The sequence below is a fragment of the Mycobacterium sp. genome, assembly GCF_032159765.1.
Classification (GTDB): domain Bacteria; phylum Actinomycetota; class Actinomycetes; order Mycobacteriales; family Mycobacteriaceae; genus Mycobacterium.
Genome location: NZ_JAVHWM010000219.1, coordinates 15,126 through 38,364, shown reverse-complemented (window position 1 = coordinate 38,364; position 23,239 = coordinate 15,126). Strand labels below are relative to the sequence as shown.

Genomic DNA, 23,239 nt, shown 5'->3' with positions numbered 1-23,239 from the left:
TTTCCTATCTGCCGGCAAGGATGGCCACTTGGTCGCGGTGGTGCATCGGATCGCCGTAGGTCTGCCGATCGGAGACGACTCGCCGCAGATAGAGATGGAGGTCGTGTTCCCAGGTCACGCCGATCCCACCGTGCATCTGGATGCAGTCCTGGATCAACTCCGGACATCGCTCGCCGACGTAGGCCTTGGCGACTCGGGCCACCTCAGCGGCTTCGAGAGCACCAGACTGGACGGCCCTGGTGGCGTCGACCGTGATGGCCTGAGCGGACTCGATCCACAGCTTCATGTCAGCGAAACGGTGTTTGAGAGCTTGATAGGAGGCGATCGCGCGACCAAACGAGGACCGGTCGAACGCGTACTGGACGGTGAAGTCAAAAACGTGGTCGGTCGCGCCGACGATCTCGGCGCACTGAAGCACCAACGCGGTTTGGATCTGGCGCTCGAACGCGGCGGCAGCCCCGCCGACGGCGCCGATCACTGCGGACGCGGGCACTCGCACGTCGTCGAATCGGACCTCGGCGTACCTGCGGACGAGGTCGAGCCCGCGCAGGGCGGTGATCCGCACGCCGGGCGCTGAGGACGGGACCAGGAATTGGGACAGGCCGTCGGGGCCGGTGGCGGTCACGAGCAGCCAGTCCGCTTCAGCACCCGCTTCTACCGGTCGTTTCACCCCGTCGAGGATGAAGTCGTCGCCGTCACGTCGCACCTGCAGTGTCATCCCGTCGGCAGTTACCGGCCGCCCCGGCTCCGCGACACACCAGGCCGCGATCGCCTCGCCAGATAGCAGCCCCGCCAGTACCCGCTCGGCGAGATCATCGGAGGCGTCACAGGACAGGGTCTGCGCGACGATATTGGTCGCAATCAGCGGGCCGGGCGACACCATCACGCCCATCTCCTCAGCGACCAGCGCCAAGTCACGCAGGCCCTCACCGGAGACACTCCCGCCGCCGCGCGCCTCGTCGACCAGCAGCGAGGTCCAACCGAGTTCAGCCCCCTTACGCCACCATCCCCGGTCGAACCCGGCCGGGTTCTCCGCGAGGGCCCTGACCTCTGTCAGAGGCACTGTCGCATTCAGGAATTTGCGGGTCGTGTCCCGCAGCAGCTCCTGATCGGGAGTCAGTTCAAGTTCCATACGCAGCCTCGGTCGCCCCAAAGGCGGATAACACCATCGTCACACCGGCCCCACATCGCCGCAGATCCCAGATAAGGACATTCTAGGAATATCAGTATATCGAGTGCGGTGCAAGAGGATGTAAAGTGCATCTAACGGTAATCATGTTTCCGTCTGCGGCGTCATCCGTCTACGGGGAAGGAGGCGGCCCGTTGGTGCGAGACATCCGCGATGGACCGACCGAGCAGTACTGGGATCGGCTCCGGAACATGATGGGCCCCGATGGCCTCATCACGTATTGGTACCTCGGCCGCGCGTTCAACCAGGGCGAAGACCCCGACACCGTGCGGCTGCGGCGCGACATGCGCAATAGCGCCGGTGGGATCATGGCCGCCCCGCTGGCAATCGCCGCTCCCGAGACCGGCGGCTGGCGTGACCGCGAAGTGGTCCCGGCGCCATTGGCCTACGCGCTGCACATCATCGACGACGCGCGCGACGTCGCGGAGATCCGGGTGTCCCGCAGCACCGTACGGCGGGGAAGCAGGATCGGGTTCAGCCGCTCGGAGATCACTGACGCCGCCGACCCCTCCCGGCTCATCGCGATCACGACCGGAGTCGGCGTCAAGCTCGGCGACGCGCCGCCAGCATTTCGGCCAGTGGATCTGCCGCCAGAAACGCCTGACACCGACGATCTCCCACCGCTGCACGTCGTCTTCGGAGCACAGCGCGACCCGGATGGCTGGCGGCTGCCCGCCCTCACGCCGCGTCTCGCCTCGACCTCGGCATCGCTGCACCTGGGTCCCATTCATGTCGGATTCGAGGCCGCAGCCACCGAACTCGCCGCCGAACTCGCCGCCGCCGACACTGTCCAGGTCGAAGACTGGGACGTGCATTTCGTCGCTCCCGGCCGCGCCGGCCCGTTCCTGGTCCTCACCGACGGGTCGGCAGGCCCGGGTGGGCGAGTGGTGGTCCGCTTCACCCTCGTCGATGAGGGCCGCGACGGAGCAGTGGTCGCGGCCGGTGCCGCGGCGTTCCGCGCATCCAGCGTGGAGGCGGGTACTGACGGTGCGGGCTGATCATCCCAACGCGTATGACCTCGAGCAGCATTGGTACGCATCGGGTGCCTACGGCGGCGTCACGCTGCCCCAAGCCGTCCTGGCTGCGTCGAGCGCCCAACCCGACCTTCGGGTCGTTTTCGCGGGCGCAACGCGCCGCACGGTCCTGTCGCTCGGGGAGCTCGCGGAGCGCGCAGGACGCTGCGCGGCGGCCTTCCGCACGCTGGGTGTAGGGCCCGGCGACGCGGTCGCGGTACAACGACTGCGCCCACTCGCCGGCCCGCCGACCCGCGTCGTCACCGGGTGAACGACCCGAGGAAGCATCGTGAACGAAGCCAAGTTGGCGTGGGCACTCGCGCAGGCCGCCCACCCCTACCTCACAGGGATTGAACGTCACGACGTTTACGTCGCAATCGGTGGCGGCGAAACGTTTTCGGCGATTCGCTGCCTGCTCACGGCGGTTGTGCGCGCACGGCAAGCTCTTCCTCGGGATCTGCTCATGAAGTTCGAAGAATGGCTCGACGCCTATGTCGGTAGTGACGATGAACCGGACCTCCGCAAACTCATCAGCCTGGTGAAGAGTCACCCGCTCGATGAGTCATCGGTTCCTGAAGCGCGCTACCGGTATTTGCCCCTCGCGGCCAGGTACGGCGCTGACCGCCCAGGCGAGGGCATCGTTGAGTGACGACGAACGGCTTCGTTCGGTGACTAGTCGCATGGGTGCCTCCTACCTCTCAGTGAATAGCAGGGATAACAGACAGGTAGTGTTATCCGTGCAAATTAAGTACTCGAACGGTGCTAGATTAGGAAGATAGCGTTCTCGTTTGGAAAGTATGCTAGCGGCGCGCCGCGGCGGTTCGTGAAGTCCGGGAGGCAGTGCTGGAGAACGAGATGCAGTGCTGCAGAGCCGAAGGGGCGCGTGGTCATTCCTTGCGGCAGGGTCGACTGTGAAAGGTGGTACGGGATGCAGCAACTGAGCTGGACCGACGACATCATCCTGCGCTGCGAACGCCCAGAAACACCCATGCACATTCAGATGTTGCTTATCTATGACCCCTCGTCAGCCCCTGGCGGCAAGGTGACTTTCAAAGGCATTCTCGAGGAGATGGATGCCCGGCTGCATCTCGCGCCCACCTTTCGACGTCGGCTAACTGATCTGCCGGGCAGTCTGCATATGCCGTACTGGGTGGATGACCCGAACTTCGATCTTGAGCATCACGTCCGCCATATCGCGCTACCTCAGCCCGGTGACTGGCGCCAGTTGTGTATCCAGGTCGCGAGGATTCATGCGCGACAACTCGACCTACGTCGTCCGCCGTGGGAGATCACCGTCATCGAGGGCCTGAATTCCGTGTCGGGAGTATCCGAAGGTGCGTTCGCGATTTTGCTGAAGCTCCACCACTGTGCGGCGGACGGGATGGCGAGCGTCGAGCTGATGGCCGCCATGCACGACCTTGCCGCCGCTGGCCCGCGCCCCGCTGCGCCCACACATCCCTGGCAGCCCGACGCGCTACCTTCGACAGCAAGCATGCTTTCGCAGACAGCGATCAACGGTGCGCGGTACCCGTTGCGGGCGGCCAAGGTACTGGCGCCCAATGCCGTGAAGATAGTCCGAAAGTTGGCCGGTCTGCCGGCCAAGATCGTCGGCGGTGTCGCGTCCAGTGTGGCCGGGGGTGCCGAGTCTCGGTTCGCGCCCCCGACACGATTTAACGATGCGGTGTCGCCGCACCGCGTGTTCGAGGCCCGCTTCCATGATCTAGCCGACATCAAGCGGATCAAGGCGAGCGTGCCAGGGTCGACGATCAACGACGTGGCATTGGCCTACGTCGGGGGCGCCCTTCGGAACTACCTGGATTGTCACGGTGAGCTGCCAGATCAGACTCTGGTTGCCGGGTGCCCGGTCTCGCTGCGCGGCGAGGTCGACAAGAGCAGCGGCGGGAACAGATTTTTTGCCAGGCTCCAAACCCTCGGGACAGACATCGCTGACCCGGCCGAACGGCTCAGGTCCATCGCGGATGCGACTGCCGCGGTCCGTGATACGCCCGATACGTCGAAGAACAACAACAGGTTGCTGGATCTGGTCGGGGTGCTTCCCACTGCGCTGGTCGGGATGACAGTGAAGGCTGCCAGCGTACTTCCGTTCTCCGGCCCCACGATCGCCAACACGATCGTGAGCAATGTGCCTGGGCCGGCCGAGCCGATCTTTTTCCACGGTGCCCGGCTCGTGCGGGTCACTGGTCTAGCGCCGCTGATTGGCGGACTGAATCTCTTCCACATCGTGGCGAGCTACAACGGAACGTTCTCGATCGGCGTGACCGCCGATCGTAGTGCGTTGCCGGATCCGGCCACCTACGCCGACTGCATGCAGACAGCGTTTCAGGAGTTGCTGGCATCGACACAGTGACCGCACTGAGCTCGCAACTCCCGATGCCTGACTACTGACTTGCTGCGCCCTGACCCGAGAGCCACCGCCGAGGCGAGGGCTTGCCCTCTGCGACAAACGAATCCGATCGCGGACGCGGTCAGTCATCACCAACCAGAAAGGCGAGGGCAACTATGCGCAGAGTAATCCAATTCTCCACTGGCAACGTGGGGCGGCATTCGTTGCGAGCAATCATCGGTAGGCCAGATCTAGAACTGGTCGGCGTACATGCCGCAAGTTCCGCGAAGATCGGTCGGGATGCCGCTGAGCTCTGCGGGCTGGACCAACCGACGGGCATCATCGCCACCGACGATGTCGACGCCCTGGTAGACCTCGGCGCCGATTGCGTGGTCTATACATCTCAAGGCGAGACTCGGCCGATGGAGGCGATCGACCAGATGGCCAAGTTTCTGGCGGCGGGCACCAACGTCGTCGGAACCTCAATGGTCTGGCTAGTCGCTCCGCACCATGCCGACGACTGGTTGCGGGTGCCGTTGGAACGCGCCTGTGAGGCCGGCAACGCCTCCCTCTACATCAACGGAATCGACCCGGGCTTCTCAGGCGATACATTGGTGCACTCTGCACTCAGCTTGAGCACCCGCGTCTCTTCGATCACCGTGCAGGAGATTTTCGACTACGGAAACTATGATGACGCCGAGTTCACAGGGGCCGGAATGGGTTTCGGAATGACTGCGGACGACGAGACGCCGATGCTGTTCCTACCCGGGGTCGTTGTGTCGATGTGGGGCGGTCAGGTGCGCAGTCTGGCGGACAACCTCGGCATCGAACTCGACGAAGTGCGCCAGCGCACCGAACGCTGGTTCACACCGGAGCGCATCGACTGCACCATGATGACGGTGGAGCCGGGACAGATGGCCGCGGTTCGGTTTGCCACCGAGGGCGTCCGCGACGCCAAACCGGTGATCACCCTCGAACACGTTTCTAGGCTCACCTCCGCTGCAGCGCCCGACTGGGAGTTCCCACCCGACGGTCATAGCGGCGTACACCGTGTGGTCGTGGAGGGCGAACCACGAGTGGAGATAAATACTCACGTCTCTCATCCAGTTCTCGATTCCAGTGACGCTGGCTGCATCTCGACGGCGGGCCGGGCGATCAATGCGATCGACTGGGTATGCCGCGCACCCAAAGGATTGATCGCTGTCGAGGAAATTCCCCTGTCAGTGACCATGCGCGGCCTGATGTGGAACGAGCGATCCTTGCTCGTTCCACCTGGCCAGTAACCGCGGTCAGATTACCGAGCCGACGTCGTTGCGCACGATGCGCTCGAGCGCCCGCTCAACCACGGCGGCGATGGTCATTGATGGGTTGCACGCCGCCGTGGTCCCCGGGATCAGCGCGCCGTCGAGCACATAGAGACCGCGGTGCCCGCGCAACCGGCCGTCGAGGTCGCATACGTTGCCCATCGGGGCCCCTCCGAGAGGGTGCCAGGTGCTGTTGTGGAGCCGATTGGTGTCGGTGAGGATGCCGGCCCGGCCGGTGATCCGCTTGGCCCTCGCGTGAATGTCGGCCCAGATGGCGGCGTCACCGTTGCGTGGGAAAGACAGCTTCACCTCGTCGGCGTCCCCGTCGTAGCTGAACCGGCCCCGCGCCCGGCTAGCGCCATAGCCGACCAATAGTGTCGTGCGGATGTCCAACCCTCCGAAGGGCGGGAGGGAAGCCTGAATCAGCGTGTTAGCGCGGTGGGGATCGCCCCAATCCTTGCTGCAGTAGACGACAGGGCCACCCTGCGCCCCGCCGAAGGCGTCGGCCAGGTCAGTCCACACGTATATCCGGTCGCCGTTGGTGCCCCAGTTCTCACCCACGCCGTCGGGCAAGTCAGGGATGTGCCCCAGCGCTCCCGCCCGCACCAGCATGCGGCTGGTGTTGACACTGCCGGCGGCCAGCACCAGCGCCGAGGTGGTCAAGATCTTCGTTTCCCGCCTGCGGCCTTGCATGTCGAGCCGGTCCACCTCAACCCGCCAGTGGCCATCCGGCGCCAGGGCGATGCCGGTGACCTTGTGCAGCGTGTGCAGGGTGACTCGGGCCGTGGCGTGCGCTGCGGCTAGGTAGGTCTTGTCGACCGAGTGCTTGCCGGCGTTGTTCACACCCATGACGCAGTCGCCGTTGCTCAGCGACAGCCGCGCCTCACCTCGCAGCTCGGCCAGCGCGCAGTCCCAGTCGATGGGCATAGGCACCTTTTCGACCGAGTAACCTGCGCGGCGGACCCGCGCAGCGAAGACGCGACTCACTCGGTAGTTGCGGCTGTTGATCAGATCGTCAGGCGCCGTCGCCAGCCGCAACATGCTAGCTACCCGCGGATAGTAAACGCGGTCCATTTCGTCGTAGTCGAGAGCCGACGGCAGGTGCGTCTCGAAGAGCTCCCTGGTGGGCTGCAGGCTCATGCCCTGGTACAGCAGCGACCCGCCGCCAACGCCCACGCCCGCGACCGACGTCACGTTGTCTCCGGAGAAGGCGCTGAGCAACCCTGGGTAGGGGCCACCGAGCAGGGGACGCCCGAACACTGCCGGATTGGAATCGAACCACCACATCCTCTTGTCGAGAGGGTTGCTGAACGGGCGCGGAAACGTGTCCCGCTGATTCGACACTTTCCACTCGACGCCCTGCTCGAGCACGGTGACGGGCACACCCGCCTGGGCCAGACGCAGTGCCGTGACCCCGCCGCCGAAACCCGAGCCGACGACGATCACCCGGTGAGTCTCCCGTGTCACCGGCACCCGGGCTGGCTCCTCGGCAGCGCCATCGTCGTGCACTGACGCGATCCGCCCCCGCCCGCCTCGCGCCAGCCCCAGCACCCAGCTGCCGAACTCAGTCATGCGCTGTCCTTCCAGTCCCGCGATGATTCCGCAGACCCTTGGCGCCGCCACCTTGAGGGCTTAAGGCGACCGGGTCGACGTGGTGCAGAGAGCCGCGCTACCCGACCTGCGCCGCCACGGGGTGAACTGTGATTTGCGACTGACGCATGCAGCGCGGTACTGTAACAAGACTAAGAGTCTACTATAGTGCCACATGGTCAATGACAATAGACGGTAACACAATCTGTTTCGCATTGATGGGTAGCCGTTCGGGAGCCTCAAGCGAGATAGCAGCTACGGGCTAAGCCGTGCGTCTGATTGAGGGGTGACCCGCGTGCTCGACGATGACTACGCCCTGCATGAGGGTGGCGCAGCCAAACGATGACCGCGGCAAGACTTTCTCGGTTGCAGGGTCCTGGTGTCCTCGGGGCAACCACGCCTGGACCGGACTTGCTGGCCGCCGAATACCGGGAGACTGAGTACGTCGCCACTGGTACCGCTAGGGCATTCCGCGCCAAGGAGTTGCCCGCCGATGGGCGGCTGTTGCTGCAGCCGAGCGAGTCGGCCCACTATGTCACGCGGCTGCTGATACGTCGGCCCATATCTGCGGAGGCCTTCAACGGCACCGTTGTCGTGGAATGGTTGAACGTCAGCGGCGGGCAGGACGTTGCCCCCGCGTACACCTATCTGGCGCCCGAGCTGATCCGCAGGGGCTATGTCTGGGCGGGTGTATCGGCGCAGTGGACCGGTGTCGAAGGTGGTCGCGCCGCGGTGGCTGGTCCCGACGACGGCCGCCAAAACGACCGCGGGCTCAAGACGCTGGATCCATCTCGTTATCACAAGCTCACACACCCAGGGGACGCCTACTGCTACGACATCTTCACCCAAGTCACCCGGGCCCTCCGCTCACCAGAAGCTGGCCATCCTTTGCACGGACTGGGGGTGCAGAAGGTTCTGGCCGTCGGCGCGTCGCAGTCAGCCGCAACGCTGAGCACATATTTCAACGGGTTTCAACCGCTGAGCCGACTGTTTGATGGCTTTCTGATCCACAGCCGTGCCGCCGGTGTCGCACCACTGGGGGAGAGCGGAGAGCCGATCGCCATCGAGCAAGTCCTACGCGGCGAGCCGACATTAATCCGCTCGGATCAGCAGGTTCCCGCCCTGGTAGTGCAGACCGAGACTGACCTGGTGGGGGCACTGGGATATGCGCGAGCCCGCCAGCCTGATTCGGCGTTCTTCAGGCTCTGGGAGGTCGCCGGTAGCGCGCACGGAGATAAGGCCCAACTCGGCGAGCTGGAATTGCGGCTGGGCTGTCCCGACCCGGTGAACCGGGGGCAACAACGCTACGTACTCAGGGCAGCGTTGCGTTGCCTGGATGCCTGGTCCCGGGGGATCGAGGCCCCGCGGCCGGCTCCTCGGCTGGCTATCGACGCCATCACACCCGCCACCTTCGTCACCGACTCGCACGGCAATGTCGTGGGTGGGGTTCGCACCCCGTGTGTTGACGCACCGGTCGCCGTTCTGTCCGGGACTGCTCGGCCAGGGGTGTCGGGGATTTGTCAGCTCTTCGGTCGCACCCTGCCGTTCACGCCTGCTCGGCTTCGCGCGCTGTACCTGTCGGTGGACGACTATCTGCAGCAATACCGGTGCGCCGCCGAGGGTGCCATCAGAGCCGGCCACGTGCTCGCTGATGACCGCGACGAGCTGCTCGCCGAAGCCCACCCCGAACTGTTCAGCCGATGACCTTGCCGATCGTCATCGCCAACTGAGAGGAGCGCGAAATGAGTGATAGCGATACCGACAGCCCGGAGTCAGCCAAATGGGACCCCGTCCTGACCGAACGCATCATGGGGTTCCTCCGGCCCATCTGCAAGCGATATTTCCGCTCGGAGGTGCGCGGGCTGGAGTCCTTTCCGCCCGGCCCGGCACTGGTGGTGGCCAATCACTCCGGTGGCATGTGGTCCACGGACGTCCCGGTCTTCGCGGTCGCTTTCTACGACCACTTCGGCTACGAGCGCCCGATCTACACGCTCGTTCACGACCTGATGTTGACCGGCCCAGGCCCACTCGCCAAGTTCACCGAGTTTGTAGTGCGCGCCGGCCTCATCCGCGCCAGTCGCGACAACGCCACGACGGCGCTGCGCGCCGGCGGGGTCGTCGTGGTGTTCCCCGGCGGGGAGTACGACGTGTACCGGCCGACGGCCGCGCAAAACGAGATCGACTTCAACGGCCGAACCGGATACGTCAAAACAGCCCTCGAGGCAGGGGTGCCTATCGTGCCGACGGTGTCAATCGGCGCGCAGGAAAGTCAGTTCTTCTTGTCGCGTGGAACGTGGCTGGCTGAGCGGCTGCAGCTGAAGCGGCGGGCGCGCAGCCAGATCTTGCCGATCTCGTTCGGTTTCCCCTTCGGGTTGAGCGCGATGATCCCGCCCAACCTGCCGTTGCCCACCAAGGTCGTCACCCAGGTGCTCGAGCCGATCGATATCGCGGCCGAATTCGGTGACGACCCCGACGTAGGTGAGGTCGACGCCCATGTCCGCGGGGTGATGCAGACCGCCCTCGACCGGCTGGCGCGCGATCGCCGCCTTCCGGTGCTGGGCTGATGACCCAACCGGCCGACAGCAGATGCGCGAGCTGGCGACGACACCGCCAGCTCGCGACGAACCCAATCCGCTCCGTTGACGAGCGCTGAGAAGGCCGCTGTGCGCGCAGGGAGGAAGCGATGACTTACGTGATCACGCAAAACTGCTGCAAGGACGGTAGCTGTGTGCCGGTGTGTCCGGTCGACTGCATTCGCCCGACCGCAGGGCCCGGGGAGTTCACCACATCGGAGATGCTGTACATCGACCCCGTGGCATGTATCGACTGTGGCGCGTGCCTGGAGGAGTGCCCGGTGGATGCGATCTACGCTGATGAGGATCTGCCGCCCGAGCAGGAGCGATTTCGCGATATCAACGCCGCCTATTTCGAGCGGCACCCGTTGGAGTCTGACATGCTGCCGGCCCGCCCGGTCCACGATCCGGTTGAGCCCGCCTCGCTGCGGGTGGCGATCGTCGGAGCCGGTCCGGCTGCGTGCTATGCGGCCAGCGAGCTGCTGCGCGTCGACGGCGTCGAGGTTGACCTCTTCGACCGGATGCCGACCCCGTTCGGGCTGATCAGGGCGGGGGTGGCCCCAGATCATCAGCACACCAAGTCGGTCGTCGACATCTTCGAGCGCGCCTTCACCGACAGCCGGTTGGGTTGTCACCTCAACGTGGAGGTGGGACGCGACCTCAGCCACGACGAGCTGATGGCGTCTCACCACGCGGTCATGTACGCGGTCGGGGCGTCACAAAGCCGCGATCTCGCCATTCCCGGCAAGGATCTGCCCGGGAATTACGCGGCCGCCGACTTTGTCGCCTGGTACAACGGTCACCCGGACCACGCCGGGGACACGTTTGATCTGTCCACCGAGCGCGCGGTGATCATCGGCAATGGCAACGTCGCGCTGGACGTGGCCCGGGTGCTGCTCAAGTCGCCCGAAGAATTGGCCAAAACCGACATCGCCGATCACGCGCTGACGGCACTGGCGGACAGCAAGATTCGCGAGGTCGTCATTCTGGCGCGACGCAGCCCGCGCCACGCTGCGTTTTCGGTCGGCGAGTTTCACGCACTCGGACAGCTGTCCGGTATCGATGTGATCATCGAGAGCGACGATCTGCAGCCCACCGCCGAAGACGATGTCGAGACGGGGCTCAAGCTCGACATCGCGCGTGCGTTCGCCGAACGTGAGCCCTCGTCGGCTAACAAGCGAATCGTGTTTCGCTTCCTGGTCTCCCCGGCTGAATTCATCGGCGACGGGCATGTCGAGGGATTGCGGATAGCACACAACAGCTTGGCTCCCGACGGCACTGCGGTCTGGGGCGCTTCCGAACGTGCGACCGAGGTGCTCGAAACGTCGCTGATCTTGCGGTCGATTGGCTATGCGGGCAGGCCCGTTGAGGGTGTCCCGTTCGATGCCGCAACCGGTGCGGTGCCCAACCACGAGGGCCGGGTGCTCGACGGGCACGGCCAGCCCATCGCCGGGCTTTATGTGACCGGCTGGATCAAGCGCGGGTCAAGCGGGGTGATCGGCACCAATCGCACATGCGCCGAACAGACCGTAGCTTGGCTGTGGGCGGACTTCGACGAGGGTCGGCTGACCCGCGACGTCAAGGACCGCTCAGCGCTTGAGCAGCTTCTCAGTCAACGCGGCGCCGAGCCCATCGATTGGCGCGGCTGGCGCGCGATCGACGCTGTGGAATGCAAGAAGGGCGAGGACGCATCGCGTCCCCGGGTTAAATTCGTCGATGTCGCTGAGATGGTAGCCGTCACCAAGGGCGGACCGTGAGTTCTGGGAGACCCCGAAATTCCTCACTAATTGCTGTCGGCTCACGATGCCGGAATGCCCACCAGGGGTTCTCCCAGCGTGGCGCGGATGGCTCCCCACGGGTCGGCGTACCGACCAGGGGCGTCACGGTAGGCCGCTCGGCGGTTCAGGAACTGCTTCACCACAGGACGGACGAGCGACAGCGGGTAACGCTTCCAACCCGTATTGGCACGCATCTCTGCCAGCATCTCCGGCCACGAATGCTGCTGGAACGCCAGCGCCTCCTGCGCTCGGGTGGTGTCCATCCAATCGGTGACGAACCAATCGTCGGTGCTGTCCGGATCACCGGGCCGGCCCGTGTCGAACGCGCCCGTTAGCCCCATGGCGTCGCCGATGGCCGCCATAATCTGACCTTGTCTCAACAGGTGCGAATCATCGCCGGCGACCAAAAGGGTTTCGCCGGCGACATCGGCTGTGGTAGCGGCGGCAAAGGCCGCTGCTACGTCGCGGACATCGACCGTGTGGACTCGGCCGTCGGTCGGCAGCGCGCTCTCAAAGAACACACCGACCGAACTGACGGGCATGGCCGTCAGGTCGACGCTGAACACACCTCCTAGCCTCAGCACGACCCACTCCAAATTCGACGAATGCACCTGCTCTTCGGCTCCAAGCTTCGTCGCGCCGTATAAGTCGTATGGTTTCGGCGCGGTGTCCGCGTATTCCAAATCGGTCAGACGGTGTGGGTTGCGGGGGCCGTAGACGGCGTTGCTCGAGGCTTGGACGAATCGTGGGGGATTCGGCTGCCCGGCGGCAGAACGGACCAGCGCCGCGGTGGCGTCCACGTTCACCTTGCGGGCTAGGTTGGCATCGCGGTAGATCAGCGGCGGTATGACGGCGGCCAAATGCACGATCGCTGTGGGTGACACTTCAGAAATCAGGCGATTGACCGCGGCCGGATCCGTCAGATCTGCCCACCGGGCGCACGCACCAGCGGGCAGCGCCGGTGCCGCCTTGCGATGGGCGGGTGTCCCGAAGTCTGTGGCGACCACCCGCCGGCCGTCGGCCGCCAGCCGCTTGACGGTCGCCGACCCGACCAAGCCAAATGCACCCGTGACCAGCACGGTCTTAGACATGGGCTTCCTATCGAAGTCACCGTGCTCAGTTGGCAGCAGTGGCCCCGCTCGCTGACCGACTATGCCGTTCTCTTTTGGCAAGAGTATCATGTCCGTTGGTCGGCCTTGTGCAGACACATGAGGGGGGACGGGTGAACGCGAACGCCGTCGACGGCCCGGAGATCCCGAGTGAGAGTCACGGGTGGTGTGGGAATTGAAGCGACTCAACGGCATGGACGCAATGCTGCTGTACAGCGAGACACCAAACCTGCACACGCACACGATGAAGGTGGCGATCATCAACGCCGCCGATTTCGACGGTGAGTTCAACTTTGATGTGTTCCGCCAGACAGTTCAGCGCCGGCTGCACCTGTTAGATCCGTTGAGGTACAAGCTCGTCGAAATTCCGTTTCGACTACATCACCCGATGTGGCTTCAGAATTGCGGTGTTGACCTCGACTACCACGTACGCAGGGTGCGGGTTCCCAGCCCGGGGGGCCGGCGTGAACTCGACCGGGTCATCGGTGAAATCGCCAGCACCCCGCTGGACCGCAACCGCCCGTTGTGGGAATTCCATTTCGCCGAAGGGATGGCCGACGATCGCTTCGCTCTTATCGGCAAGGTGCACCATGCATTGGCCGACGGAGTCGCTTCGGCGAATCTGCTGGCCCGGCTGATGGATCTGACCGGATCGTCGCAGGATGACGGCGGCGATGACGCCACCTGCACGCCTCCGTCGAAAGGAGAGTTGCTTCGGTCAGCCGGCCGCGATCACCTGCAGCAAATCGGCGCTCTGCCCCGCCTAATCAAGGACGCCGTGGCCGGCGTCTCACGGGTGCGGCGGCGATCTCGGGAACGGCGCGACCACCCGGACGTGGCAAAAGCCTTCAACGCGCCCCCAACATTTCTCAACCACATGGTGTCGCCAGGACGGACCTTTGCCACCGCAGCTCTGTCATTAGCTGAGGTTAAGGAGACCGCCAAACACCTCGGAGTGAAATTCACCGACATCGTGCTGGCGATAGCGGCCGGGGGATTGCGGGAACTGTTACTGCGCTACCACGGTGAGGCCGACCAGCCGATACTTGCCACCGTGCCCGTCAGCACGGAAAACTCACCAGACCGCATCTCCGGCAACCAGATCAGCGGCTTAGTCGTGTCCGTGCCGGTGCACATCGACGACCCGCTGCAGCGGGTCCGGCTGATATCGATGGCCACCGCGAGCGCCAAGGAAGATCACGAGCTGATCGGTCCGACGCTACAAGGCCGGATGATGGATTACCTGCCACCGCCGCTGACTCCGGCCATGTTTCGCTGGCAGTCACAACGCGCCGCACACAACAAGGCCTTCAACGTGGCGGTGTCGACCGTGGCAGGACCACGGCAGCGCGGCCACTTCGGTGGCGCTCCCGTGAGTGAAATCTATTCGGTCGGAGTGCTCTCGCCAGCCAGCGCCTTCAACATGACCGTCTGGAGTTACGTCGACCAAGTCGACATTTCCGTGCTCTCCGACGACCTCACCTTCACTGACGTCCATGAAGCCACCGAAGCGATGGTTCAGTCCTTCGCCGAGCTTCGGCGGTCCGCGGGCTTCTCCGGAGATCCAATCGAACCCGACACGGCGTTAGGCCCTGCGCGCGCAGGCGGTTAGCGTGTCATTGCGAACTGAGCGTGGTGGGTGTGACTGTGGGCCTGCTAGCTGTTGCGGGTCATGACGTTGTAGACGCCGACACGGGTTGAGGTGTCCTGGGGGACGGGTTCTTCGGCGGGAGGATGAGAAACGCCAATCCCTCGTCCACCCGAACCGAAGGAACCCGTCCGTGACCCACGGTAATGCCCCGTTGTCAGTTGAAGGCCGTCGTCGACTCGTCGCTCGGTGTGTTGATCGTCCGATCGCTCATGTCGCCGCTGAGATGGGGATTTCGCGGGCCTGTGCTTCCAAGTGGGTCAACCGATTCCGCCGGTTCGGCGAGATCGGCTTGGTGGACCGCTCCTGTACTCCGCATCGCCAGCCCACAGCAACCGCCGCGGAGGTGGTCGTGAAGATCGAGGCGCTGCGTCGGACGCGGAAGTGGTCGGCCTCTCGGATCGCCTTCGAGTTGGGCGCCGCGGGTGTGATGATCAGCCGCCGGACTGTGAGCAGGCATCTGGTGGCATTGGCTTTGAACCGTCGCCGGTTCATCGACCCGTGCGGGCAGACCAACCGGGCACCGCGACCCATCGTGGCGCGCCGGCCGGGTCACATGGTCCACGTCGATGTGAAGAAGGTCGGCCGGATCCCCGATGGTGGCGGCTGGCGTGTTCACGGCAAAGGAAGCGTCCAGGCTAGAGCGGTCGCCTCGGCCACCAAGGCCGGAACCCGAGCCGGCTATGTGTATCTGCATTCGGCGGTCGACGGATTCTCCCGGCTGGCCTACACCGAAGCTCTTGATGACGAAAGAGCCGTCACCGCAATCGGATTTATGCACCGTGCCCGCGTCTGGTTCACCGCGCACGGCATCAACGGGATCGAGCGGATCATCACCGACAACGGCTCGTGTTATCGGGCCAAGGACTTCGCCCACGTCCTGCACGGGGCGCGCCACCAGTTCATCACGCCCTACACCCCGCGCCACAACGGCAAGGTGGAGCGCTACAACCGGATCCTGGCCGAAGAGTTCCTCTACGCCCGAACCTGGACCTCAGAGACCCAACGCACCGAAGCGTTGAAGGTATGGAACATCCACTTCAACTACCATCGACCGCATTCTGCCGCCGCAGGCCAGCCACCAGCATCACAACTCGCCACCGGCGTCACCAACGTCATGGCCTCATACAGCTAGCCGGTCAGCCGCACTGTTTCACAAATTGAATTTGTCTTGTCTTTGATCTTCGTGCCGATTCTCGTCCTGCCGGGCGGCGTGTATTGCGCCTAGAAAGCCAAAGATCGCGGCGGGCGCTATCGTGCTGCCCGGGCCGGGGTAGGTATGGCCCATGACGCTGGCAGTATTGTTGCCGGCTGCGTACAAGCCGCCGATGATTGTTCCGTCCGTGCGCAGCACCCGGGCATGTTCGTCAGTGACGAGGCCGCCCTTCGTGTTCAGATCACCTGGGTAGATTTTCAGCGCTCTGAATGGAGCTTTTTCGAGAGCACCTAGATTGGGGTTCGGCTTGACTAGCGGATTGCTGTAATATCGATCATAAATTGTGCCGCCTCGTTCAAAATCGCGGTCAATACCTCCGCGCGCAAAGTCGTTGAATCGTTGCACTGTCGCCAGGAATGTTTTCTGGTCGACGTTCATCTTGATAGCCAATTCTTCGAGGCTGCGAGCAGACACAAGTTCATTCATCTCCATCAGCTTTTTCCTCGCACCAGGGATGCCCATTACAGGATTAAGGAAATGGGTCGCGTGCCGACGATCTGTCACAAGCCAAGATGGAATTGCTGGGGTTCTCTTGTGGTGTTCGAGCATGTGATGACCAAAATCGATATATGATTCCGATTCGTTCAGATATCGATTGCCCTCTTGGTCGACGACAATACTCCAAGGAACGGATCGCTCATGCAGGATAAAACCATACTGTTGGCGCCCACCAGGCATCGCGGCGGCAGCACCCCACCAGGCATCATCCATCATTCCGAGCGCGCCACCGACCTTTTCTCCAACTTCAATACCCTGTCCTAATTGACCTTCCGGTGCGCTCGTCCATCCTGGCACCCCGTGGTATTTCTGGCGCCACTGTTGGTTGCGCGCAAAGCCTCCAGCGGCGAGCATCACACCTCTTCGAGCCCGGACATGAACGTTTTTGCCTTCTTTGTCGACGATTCCCCCCACGACCCGGCCATCCTCGACAATCAGTTCCGTGACCGGCGAGTTCAGCCATACGGGGATTTCCTCGCGAAGGACGATATGCATCAGCGAACCTGCGAGCGCACCGCCGATGCCGTATTTTAGCTGTCCCGTCAAAAGACTCCCGAGTGTCCGGCACACAAAGAACGCGCCGCGGATAAACCCGCTTGGCGTCGACCACGCCCGGGACAGCAGCCACACGTCGTCGGTCATGAGCGGAGCCGGAAGACTGATTCGGAGCGTCTTGCGCCATTTCCCGAGCTTGCGCACATTGAAAGGCTTCACCTCGAGACCGCGACCGACACGCCCGCCGGGTAGATCGGGATAATAGTCGGGGTAATCTTTCACCCGTGCCCATTTGACACCTTGCTCGCAGAGCATATCAATGTAATTAGGAATGGCATTCAAGAACGCGAGCTTGCGGTCACGGCTCGTCCATGGGCCGACATCGCCGATCGTTTGCTCCATGTACTCGAGTGCCTCTTCGATCGAGTCTTCGACGCCGGCTTTCACCATGAGCGGATTATGCGGAGCCCATAGCCCGCCGCCCGAGATACCAGTCGTGCCTCCCCATTTGTCCGTGCTTTCGACAATGAGCGTCGGCAGTCCATCGCGTTTCGCAGTAATCGCCGCGCTAAGCCCGGCGACACCCGTACCCGCAACCAAAAAATCTACTTCATAATCCCATGCGCGACTCATGATTTTCCTTTTGCAAGATCAGTCGGCACTTGCGCCAGGTAGGTGTACTCCGACGCAGCGTCGGCCCGCCACTGACGTTTACCACTCTGCGAGCAAAGTGCCATTGAAAACTTCCGCTGAGTTTCGCCTGCGCACCCAAAAACGCGCCGCCGCGCGGGGTGCAAGTTAAATCGTCCGGTCAGCGGGCAACGTTGTGGGGCAGCGAGCCTAGCCGTGACTTCTCCCATCTGGACTCCTCTGTTTCCGAATCACCGGACTTGTTCAGGTCATCCACGTCGCAGACGGCGGACGCTGCCACCGCTGTGTGAGAACGCTTAGTTCGCTAGGACGATAGCTTAGTTGCTCAGCAATGTAATAACATCTGCGTTGAAAGAACATGATCGCTGTCGTACTACGCATAGTCGCTGCTCAGTTCGTGTAGAGCAGTCCGGCCCGCGCCTGCGACCGACCTGGCACAGACGGAGGCAACACAACAGTGGGAGCACGCTGGGACTACGACAGCATTTTCATCGACGGAACATGGACATCTGCGGGCACGGCTGGGGTCATCGAGGTCGTAGACCCCGCAACTGAGGAGGTCATCGGCACGGTTCCTGATGCGGACCCCAAGGCCGCACACGCTGCGATCGCGGCCGCTCGCCGGGCGTTCGACGACGGACCCTGGCCGACGATGTCACCCCGTCAGCGCGCGTCAGTGCTGCGGCGATTCGCCGAAGCCCTCGACGAGAACCACGACACGCTCAAACAGCTGGTCGTGGCCGAGACGGGCTCGGTCGGATTCCTTGCCGACATGATCCAGGTGCGCGGCACCATCGACATCGCGCAATGGATCGCCGAAGCGATGGAGTACACGGTCCAGTGGACGGAGGTATCGCCTCCCTCAGGTGGTCCGACCGCGATGGCGGGGCACGCCGTCGTCCGCGAGCCGGTCGGCGTGGTAGCAGCGATCACGCCATTCAACTTTCCGTTCTTCCTGAACATCGTCAAAGTGCTGCCGGCGCTGGCAGCGGGCTGCACCGTTGTTCTCAAGCCGCACCAGTGGACGCCGCTGGACGCTTTCGAGATCGCCAAAGCGGCCGAGGCCGCGGGCGTCCCGCCCGGCGTCCTCAACGTCATCGCCGGCGGTCCCGAGGTGGGCGAGGAGATGACCGCGCATCCGCTGGTAGACATGGTCACGTTCACCGGATCCACCGCTACCGGGCGGGCGATCATGGCCGCGGCGGCACCCACGGTGAAGCGACTGCAATTGGAGCTCGGCGGCAAGAGCGCCTCGATCGTCCTGGACGACGTACCCGAAGAGCACGTTGCGGGGATGGGGGTGCTTACCTCGATGATCCACGCGGGTCAGGGCTGTGCGTTGCAAACGCGGGTTCTTTTGCCTGAGCATCTGCTCGATCCCTACGTCGAAGGCGCCAAGAAGTCCCTGTCCTTCCTCAAAGTGGGTGACCCCAGGGAATCCGACACGCTTATCGGCCCTCTTATCCGTGAGCAGCAGCGGCAGCGGGTCGAGGCCTACGTCGCTTCGGGGATCGACGAGGGAGCCGAGCTCGTGTTCGGCGGCAAACGCCCAGCGCACCTCACCAAGGGGTTCTTCTACGAGCCCACCCTTTTCATCAATGCTCGCAACGACATGCGGATCGCCCAGGAGGAGATCTTCGGGCCAGTACTGACCGTCATTACGTACAGCAGCGAGGATGAGGCAATCCGCATCGCCAACGATTCGATCTATGGGTTGGGCGGCGGAGTTGTCACCGCGAACACCGCGCGCGGATTCAACGTCGCCCGACAGATCCGTGCCGGCAATGTGTCGGTTCAAACCGTCGGAGCAGCGGTGAGCAATTTTGACACGCTGGGCGGCTCGGGCCCGGGTTGGTCGGCAGACCAGTCAAACGGCGTCGGCATCACCGGTGTCTTCGGTGGATACAAACAAAGCGGAGTCGGCAGAGAGTGGGGCCACCACGGCATCGAGGAGTTCACCGAACTCAAGGCGATTGCGTGGGGTTGACGTTCATCCCGCGGGATGGGCCCCCAATCTGACGCGAACCTATTCCGTCTGCGCTGTCCTGATGCTGGCTCAACTAGCGTGTTATTCTCAATGGCGGCAACTCAAAGTACCGCAACGGTAGAACAAGAGGAGCGAGCAGAGAGACCTTCGCCGACGTCATCGGAATCGATTGGGTGAACGGCGGCGCTGGCGCGCTCGGTATCTGACTTTGAAAGAGAATGGCATTGTCGCTCGAGGGACGTGATGACTGAGCGCGCCGGTGGCAGCTTCCGGGCGATGTACGAGCGTGATGGACTCAGCCTCGGGTATTCCTTGGTGGGCGATGGGCAGCCTATTTTGTTTGTCCACGGCGCGACTGCGACTGGCGAATTCGAATGGGGCCAACTGGCGGCCAGGCTGTCGCCTTCCTATCGCTGCGTGCTGCCCGACTTGCGCGGACACGGCCGATCGGGCTTTCGGGCGTCGGACAATACCGGTGACGAGATCTGCGCGGATCTGCTACACCTCGTCGCCCACCTGAAACTCAACAGGCCGCACATCGTGGGCTTCTCCTACGGTTCCGAAATCGCACTCATGCTCGAACTGGCGAAGCCTGGCACTGCACGGTCGCTCGTGCTCATCAGTCCGGGGACCGGACGTCCAAGTGACTACCGCGTTCCCCGACTCGAATATCTTCATCGCAGTTGGCCGTTTGCTCTGCGACGCCTGCACGAATCCCACCACGGACCGGAGCACTGGCGTGTGCTTGTGACTGCTCTACACGAGGACAGCGTCAGCCGACCCGAACTTTCGCCGGAAACGTTGGCCGGGATTGGGTGCCCAGTATTGCTGCTCGCCGGGGACCGCGACGAACCGACACGTCAGTCTCAGGGACGGCGGTTCGCCGAGGTCAAGGCGCATGCACGCTACGTTGAGATCGGCGGCGCTGCCCACGCCGCCCACCAGGAGTGCCCGGACAGGGTTACGGAGGTCATCGAGGACTTCCTCGCCGAAGTCGATCTTGAGAGAACGGGAGCGCCATGGCGCGGCAAAAATCAGCTCAGCTGAAACCGAACGGCCAAACGCCGGTCGAGGACTACGTACCCAGCTGGCAGAAGGGCAGCGTCGATCGCTCGCTGCGGAATGCGCGGGCGCGCGCACAGCAGCGTAGCGACCGCTTCGTCGGGGCTGCCGTTGAGCTTCTCAGCGAGCGCGATGAGAGCGATTTCACCATCCAGGATGTCGTCGATCGTTCCGCCATGTCACAGCGCACCTTTTATACGTTCTTCGACGGCAAAGACAGCTTGATGCTGGCCGTCTACGAGACAATCCTGCGCACCACGGCGGTGCCGTTGTTGCGGGAGCGCTGCGCGGGCATCGAAGATCCCGTGCTGCGGCTGCGGACCTTGATTGAAGCGTTGTCCGAGAGCACCGCGATGCCAGCCCCGCTGTCGCGGGGATTGAGCATTCTTCACTTGCGGCTCACAGAAACTCGACCGATCGATCTCGCGCATGCCCTCGAACCTTTGCATCAACTCATCGTCGAGCTTTTAGCCGATGTCGAGAAGGCGGGCCAGCTTCGGGAGGACGTCGGACTGACCACCCAGGCGGCGCTGCTGCAGGAATTGCTGCTGGCCTCGGCGCACTCCGCGGTGCTGGCCGGCGGCCGTCAGACGAGCAGCGTGGACGACATGTGGGCGTTCTGCTCGGCGGCTATCCTGCGTCGCGACTAAAGAAGCCGGCCGGCTCCTCAGGTGACGGCGCCGGAAACCTTGAGGTCGATCAGCTCATCGTCGGACTTGCCGAGTCCGCGCAGGATCTCATCGGTGTGTTCAGCGAATTGCGGCGCCCGGGTGAGTCGCACGGGCTTCTCATCGAATTGCACGGGGTTGGCGACGAGTTCACGGCGCGTGCCCTCGGTGTCGATCACGTCAGCCACCAATCCATTGGCCCGCAGCGCAGGATCCTGGCCCACTTCCCACGGGTCCTGCGCGATCGCCCACTGGCCTTCCATACCGTCGAACCGCGATGTCCATTCGGTAAGCGTCCTGGTGGCAAGGACCTCCTGAACGATCTGCGCCGCCGCCGCCGCATTCGCCATGAGGACCTCGACCGTGGCGAACCGATCGTCGGTGACGAGGTCCTCACGTCCGATGCGTTGACAGAACTCCGGCCAATATCGCCCCGGCTGAAGCATCGCCAACACGAGCCAACGATCGTCGCCCGTGCGGTAATTACCTACCAGGGGATTTGTCTTCGCCGAACTGCCCGGTGCCCGCCGCGGCGGCGGCCCACCCTCCAACAGTGCGAAGCCGACCGACAAAGCCGTCGCCCAGGCGCCGACACCCAGCAACGAGACGTCGACGACTGAGGTCTCGCCGGTGCGTGCTCGCGCGAAGAGCGCGGCGGCGATACCCCCGGCAATCGTCATTCCACCCATCGAGTCCCCGTACGCGCCAGCCGGCATCGTGCACAGACCGTCATAGTCCACCGGCGTTGTGCCCAGCGCACTGCCGCCCCGGGCCCAGAATGCCGTGCTGTCGTAGCCGCCCTTCTCACTGTCCGGGCCGGCGCGGCCGAACGCCGAGCCCCGCACGTAAATGATGTCGGGATTGATCTTGCGGACGTCGTCCAATTCGATGCCGAGCCTGCAGCGTGCCCGGGGTAGAAAGTTTGTCAGGAACACGTCGCTGGAGCGGATCAGTTCGTGCAGCACGTCTAGCGCATCAGGCTGCTCAAGCGCCAGGCCGATGCTGCGCTTTCCGCGGTTGGGATGCTCCATGAGAGGCGCGAAGGATCCGCTGCCGACAGGCATGTCCATGAGGCGGCTCAGGCCGCGCTGGGCGTCACCGGTTTCGGCGTGCTCGACCTTGATCACGTCGGCACCCCAATCCGCGAGGACCGCGCCTGCGGCCGGGACGAACGTGAACTGCGCCACCTCAAGCACGCGCACGCCCTCCATCGGTCGGATCACAACGCTCTCCTGTTCTGGTTCAGTTCGCTTGGCGCCGAAGCCAATCGCGGTCAGCTACTCGCCGGGCGGACGTGGACCACGTCCATCATCAATTCTCGCGGTCGGGTGAGAACATCATGAAGGGCGTCGGCCACCGTCGCCGCGAGGAGCAGTTCGGTTCCGCTCATCCGGGTCAGATAGCCATCGGCCTCCCAGACCGGCATTGCTCGATCGAGGTCCGCTTGCGTGAAATTCTCGTGTATTCCGGTGCCGCCGACGGCTCCGAGGATGACCAGCGTGACCCGGATGGATTCGCGTCGCAGCTCTTTGGTCATCGCCTCGGTGAAGCCGTTGAGACCGCGCTTGCTGGCGGCGTAAAGGCTCATCATCGGCAGGTGGTCGAGCGTGATTTCCGAGGAGATGTTCATGATGTCGCCGCCGCCGGCCGCCCGTAGCAGCGGGATGGCCGCGCGCGTGGTGTAAATCGGTGCCAGCAGATTGGTGTTCACCGTGACGGCGATGTCCTCGTCGCTGGCCTCTTCAATGAGCCGGATGCGGCTGGCGCCGGCTGAGTTCACCAGCACGTCGATGCGGCCGAACTGCACGGCGACCTGCTCGAACGCGGCGCGGACCTGGGTGCTGCAGGTGACGTCGGTGGCGATCGGCACCGCATTCGGGCCGATCGCTTCCGCGATCTCGTCGAGTAGCACCTTGCGGCGGGCCAGCAGCACGACCGTCGCACCGTCTTGAGCGAACCGCTCTGCGGTTGCTTTACCGACACCCAGCGAGGCCCCTGAGACCACGACGACCTTGCCGTCCATGCTGTTCGACATCGTGAGCCTCCGCGTTCTTTTTTCTTGCCGAACAAAATATGCTGGCTAGGGTGTACCTAAAGGGTAGTGTGGCTTGCAT

General features: G+C 63.7%; 19 protein-coding genes. 13 read left to right on the top strand and 6 right to left on the bottom strand.

Going from position 1 to position 23,239, the window contains the following annotated elements; genetic code table 11:
- Window positions 1-4: 4 nt before the first annotated feature.
- Window positions 5-1,132, bottom strand: coding sequence for an acyl-CoA dehydrogenase family protein (locus tag QOH60_RS28075; RefSeq protein WP_526425163.1), 1,128 nt, complete (start codon window positions 1,130-1,132; stop codon window positions 5-7).
- Window positions 1,133-1,257: 125 nt separating this feature from the next.
- Between QOH60_RS28075 and QOH60_RS28070 the strand changes: the two genes are divergently transcribed.
- The 5 genes from QOH60_RS28070 (at window position 1,258) to QOH60_RS28050 (ending at window position 5,829) form a co-directional block, all read left to right on the top strand.
- Entirely contained in the window at window positions 1,258-2,187 is a 930-nt protein-coding gene (locus QOH60_RS28070; RefSeq protein ID WP_526425162.1) for a hypothetical protein, read from the top strand.
- Window positions 2,177-2,473, top strand: coding sequence for a hypothetical protein (locus tag QOH60_RS28065; protein ID WP_526425161.1), 297 nt, complete (start codon window positions 2,177-2,179; stop codon window positions 2,471-2,473). Before QOH60_RS28070 ends, QOH60_RS28065 begins: the two co-directional genes overlap by 11 nt.
- 18 nt (window positions 2,474-2,491) lie before the next feature.
- On the top strand, window positions 2,492-2,851 hold the full coding sequence (locus tag QOH60_RS28060) for a hypothetical protein (RefSeq protein ID WP_526425160.1): 360 nt from the start codon (window positions 2,492-2,494) through the stop codon (window positions 2,849-2,851).
- A 279-nt stretch (window positions 2,852-3,130) separates the two neighbouring features.
- The gene (locus QOH60_RS28055; protein ID WP_526425159.1) at window positions 3,131-4,570 is read left to right on the top strand and encodes a WS/DGAT/MGAT family O-acyltransferase; all 1,440 of its coding nucleotides are present in this window, start codon (window positions 3,131-3,133) and stop codon (window positions 4,568-4,570) included.
- 152 nt (window positions 4,571-4,722) lie between these two features.
- A complete protein-coding gene (locus tag QOH60_RS28050; RefSeq protein WP_526425158.1) occupies window positions 4,723-5,829 on the top strand; it encodes an NAD(P)H-dependent amine dehydrogenase family protein in 1,107 nt (368 codons plus the stop codon).
- Between the two features lie 6 nt (window positions 5,830-5,835).
- Here the strand turns inward: QOH60_RS28050 and QOH60_RS28045 are convergent, their stop codons facing one another.
- Complete coding sequence (locus tag QOH60_RS28045; RefSeq protein ID WP_526425157.1) at window positions 5,836-7,422, bottom strand: GMC oxidoreductase; 1,587 nt, start codon at window positions 7,420-7,422, stop codon at window positions 5,836-5,838.
- Window positions 7,423-7,782: 360 nt separating this feature from the next.
- On the opposite strand from QOH60_RS28045, the gene QOH60_RS28040 reads away from it, so the two are divergent.
- The 3 genes from QOH60_RS28040 (at window position 7,783) to QOH60_RS28030 (ending at window position 11,770) form a co-directional block, all read left to right on the top strand.
- Window positions 7,783-9,144 (top strand): alpha/beta hydrolase domain-containing protein, encoded by a 1,362-nt coding sequence (locus QOH60_RS28040; RefSeq protein ID WP_526425156.1) that lies wholly within the window; start codon window positions 7,783-7,785, stop codon window positions 9,142-9,144.
- A 38-nt stretch (window positions 9,145-9,182) separates the two neighbouring features.
- Window positions 9,183-10,004, top strand: coding sequence for a 1-acyl-sn-glycerol-3-phosphate acyltransferase (locus tag QOH60_RS28035; RefSeq protein WP_526425155.1), 822 nt, complete (start codon window positions 9,183-9,185; stop codon window positions 10,002-10,004).
- Between the two features lie 119 nt (window positions 10,005-10,123).
- Window positions 10,124-11,770: an FAD-dependent oxidoreductase gene (locus QOH60_RS28030; protein WP_526425154.1), complete on the top strand. Its 1,647-nt coding sequence runs from the start codon at window positions 10,124-10,126 to the stop codon at window positions 11,768-11,770.
- 41 nt (window positions 11,771-11,811) lie between these two features.
- Here QOH60_RS28030 and QOH60_RS28025 read toward each other — a convergent pair whose 3' ends face one another.
- Window positions 11,812-12,882, bottom strand: a complete 1,071-nt coding sequence (locus QOH60_RS28025) for an NAD-dependent epimerase/dehydratase family protein (protein ID WP_526425153.1) — start codon at window positions 12,880-12,882, stop codon at window positions 11,812-11,814.
- Between the two features lie 193 nt (window positions 12,883-13,075).
- Between QOH60_RS28025 and QOH60_RS28020 the strand changes: the two genes are divergently transcribed.
- Together QOH60_RS28020 and QOH60_RS28015 are read left to right on the top strand one after the other, a co-directional pair.
- Window positions 13,076-14,512: a WS/DGAT/MGAT family O-acyltransferase gene (locus tag QOH60_RS28020; protein ID WP_526425172.1), complete on the top strand. Its 1,437-nt coding sequence runs from the start codon at window positions 13,076-13,078 to the stop codon at window positions 14,510-14,512.
- Window positions 14,513-14,681: 169 nt separating this feature from the next.
- On the top strand, window positions 14,682-15,683 hold the full coding sequence (locus QOH60_RS28015; protein WP_526425152.1) for an IS481 family transposase: 1,002 nt from the start codon (window positions 14,682-14,684) through the stop codon (window positions 15,681-15,683).
- 18 nt (window positions 15,684-15,701) lie between these two features.
- Here QOH60_RS28015 and QOH60_RS28010 read toward each other — a convergent pair whose 3' ends face one another.
- On the bottom strand, window positions 15,702-17,390 hold the full coding sequence (locus QOH60_RS28010) for an FAD-dependent oxidoreductase (RefSeq protein ID WP_526425151.1): 1,689 nt from the start codon (window positions 17,388-17,390) through the stop codon (window positions 15,702-15,704).
- Window positions 17,391-17,865: 475 nt separating this feature from the next.
- On the opposite strand from QOH60_RS28010, the gene QOH60_RS28005 reads away from it, so the two are divergent.
- From QOH60_RS28005 to QOH60_RS27995, 3 genes are all read left to right on the top strand, one after another.
- Window positions 17,866-19,395: an aldehyde dehydrogenase family protein gene (locus tag QOH60_RS28005; RefSeq protein WP_526425150.1), complete on the top strand. Its 1,530-nt coding sequence runs from the start codon at window positions 17,866-17,868 to the stop codon at window positions 19,393-19,395.
- A 243-nt stretch (window positions 19,396-19,638) separates the two neighbouring features.
- Window positions 19,639-20,442: an alpha/beta fold hydrolase gene (locus tag QOH60_RS28000; RefSeq protein WP_526425149.1), complete on the top strand. Its 804-nt coding sequence runs from the start codon at window positions 19,639-19,641 to the stop codon at window positions 20,440-20,442.
- A complete protein-coding gene (locus QOH60_RS27995) occupies window positions 20,415-21,107 on the top strand; it encodes a TetR/AcrR family transcriptional regulator (protein ID WP_526425148.1) in 693 nt (230 codons plus the stop codon). Before QOH60_RS28000 ends, QOH60_RS27995 begins: the two co-directional genes overlap by 28 nt.
- A gap of 17 nt (window positions 21,108-21,124) precedes the next feature.
- Here the strand turns inward: QOH60_RS27995 and QOH60_RS27990 are convergent, their stop codons facing one another.
- Window positions 21,125-22,336, bottom strand: coding sequence for a CaiB/BaiF CoA transferase family protein (locus QOH60_RS27990; RefSeq protein ID WP_526425171.1), 1,212 nt, complete (start codon window positions 22,334-22,336; stop codon window positions 21,125-21,127).
- A gap of 62 nt (window positions 22,337-22,398) precedes the next feature.
- Complete coding sequence (locus QOH60_RS27985) at window positions 22,399-23,160, bottom strand: SDR family oxidoreductase (protein WP_526425147.1); 762 nt, start codon at window positions 23,158-23,160, stop codon at window positions 22,399-22,401.
- Window positions 23,161-23,239: the final 79 nt, after the last annotated feature.

Coding starts and splice junctions, on each gene's coding strand:
- QOH60_RS28075 (WP_526425163.1), bottom strand. CDS start 1,132: ATGGAACTTGAACTGACTCCCGATCAGGAGCTGCTGCGGGACACGACC.
- QOH60_RS28055 (WP_526425159.1), top strand. CDS start 3,131: ATGCAGCAACTGAGCTGGACCGACGACATCATCCTGCGCTGCGAACGC.
- QOH60_RS28050 (WP_526425158.1), top strand. CDS start 4,723: ATGCGCAGAGTAATCCAATTCTCCACTGGCAACGTGGGGCGGCATTCG.
- QOH60_RS28045 (WP_526425157.1), bottom strand. CDS start 7,422: ATGACTGAGTTCGGCAGCTGGGTGCTGGGGCTGGCGCGAGGCGGGCGG.
- QOH60_RS28040 (WP_526425156.1), top strand. CDS start 7,783: ATGACCGCGGCAAGACTTTCTCGGTTGCAGGGTCCTGGTGTCCTCGGG.
- QOH60_RS28035 (WP_526425155.1), top strand. CDS start 9,183: ATGAGTGATAGCGATACCGACAGCCCGGAGTCAGCCAAATGGGACCCC.
- QOH60_RS28030 (WP_526425154.1), top strand. CDS start 10,124: ATGACTTACGTGATCACGCAAAACTGCTGCAAGGACGGTAGCTGTGTG.
- QOH60_RS28025 (WP_526425153.1), bottom strand. CDS start 12,882: ATGTCTAAGACCGTGCTGGTCACGGGTGCATTTGGCTTGGTCGGGTCG.
- QOH60_RS28010 (WP_526425151.1), bottom strand. CDS start 17,390: ATGAGTCGCGCATGGGATTATGAAGTAGATTTTTTGGTTGCGGGTACG.
- QOH60_RS28000 (WP_526425149.1), top strand. CDS start 19,639: ATGACTGAGCGCGCCGGTGGCAGCTTCCGGGCGATGTACGAGCGTGAT.
- QOH60_RS27995 (WP_526425148.1), top strand. CDS start 20,415: ATGGCGCGGCAAAAATCAGCTCAGCTGAAACCGAACGGCCAAACGCCG.
- QOH60_RS27990 (WP_526425171.1), bottom strand. CDS start 22,336: ATGGAGGGCGTGCGCGTGCTTGAGGTGGCGCAGTTCACGTTCGTCCCG.
- QOH60_RS27985 (WP_526425147.1), bottom strand. CDS start 23,160: ATGTCGAACAGCATGGACGGCAAGGTCGTCGTGGTCTCAGGGGCCTCG.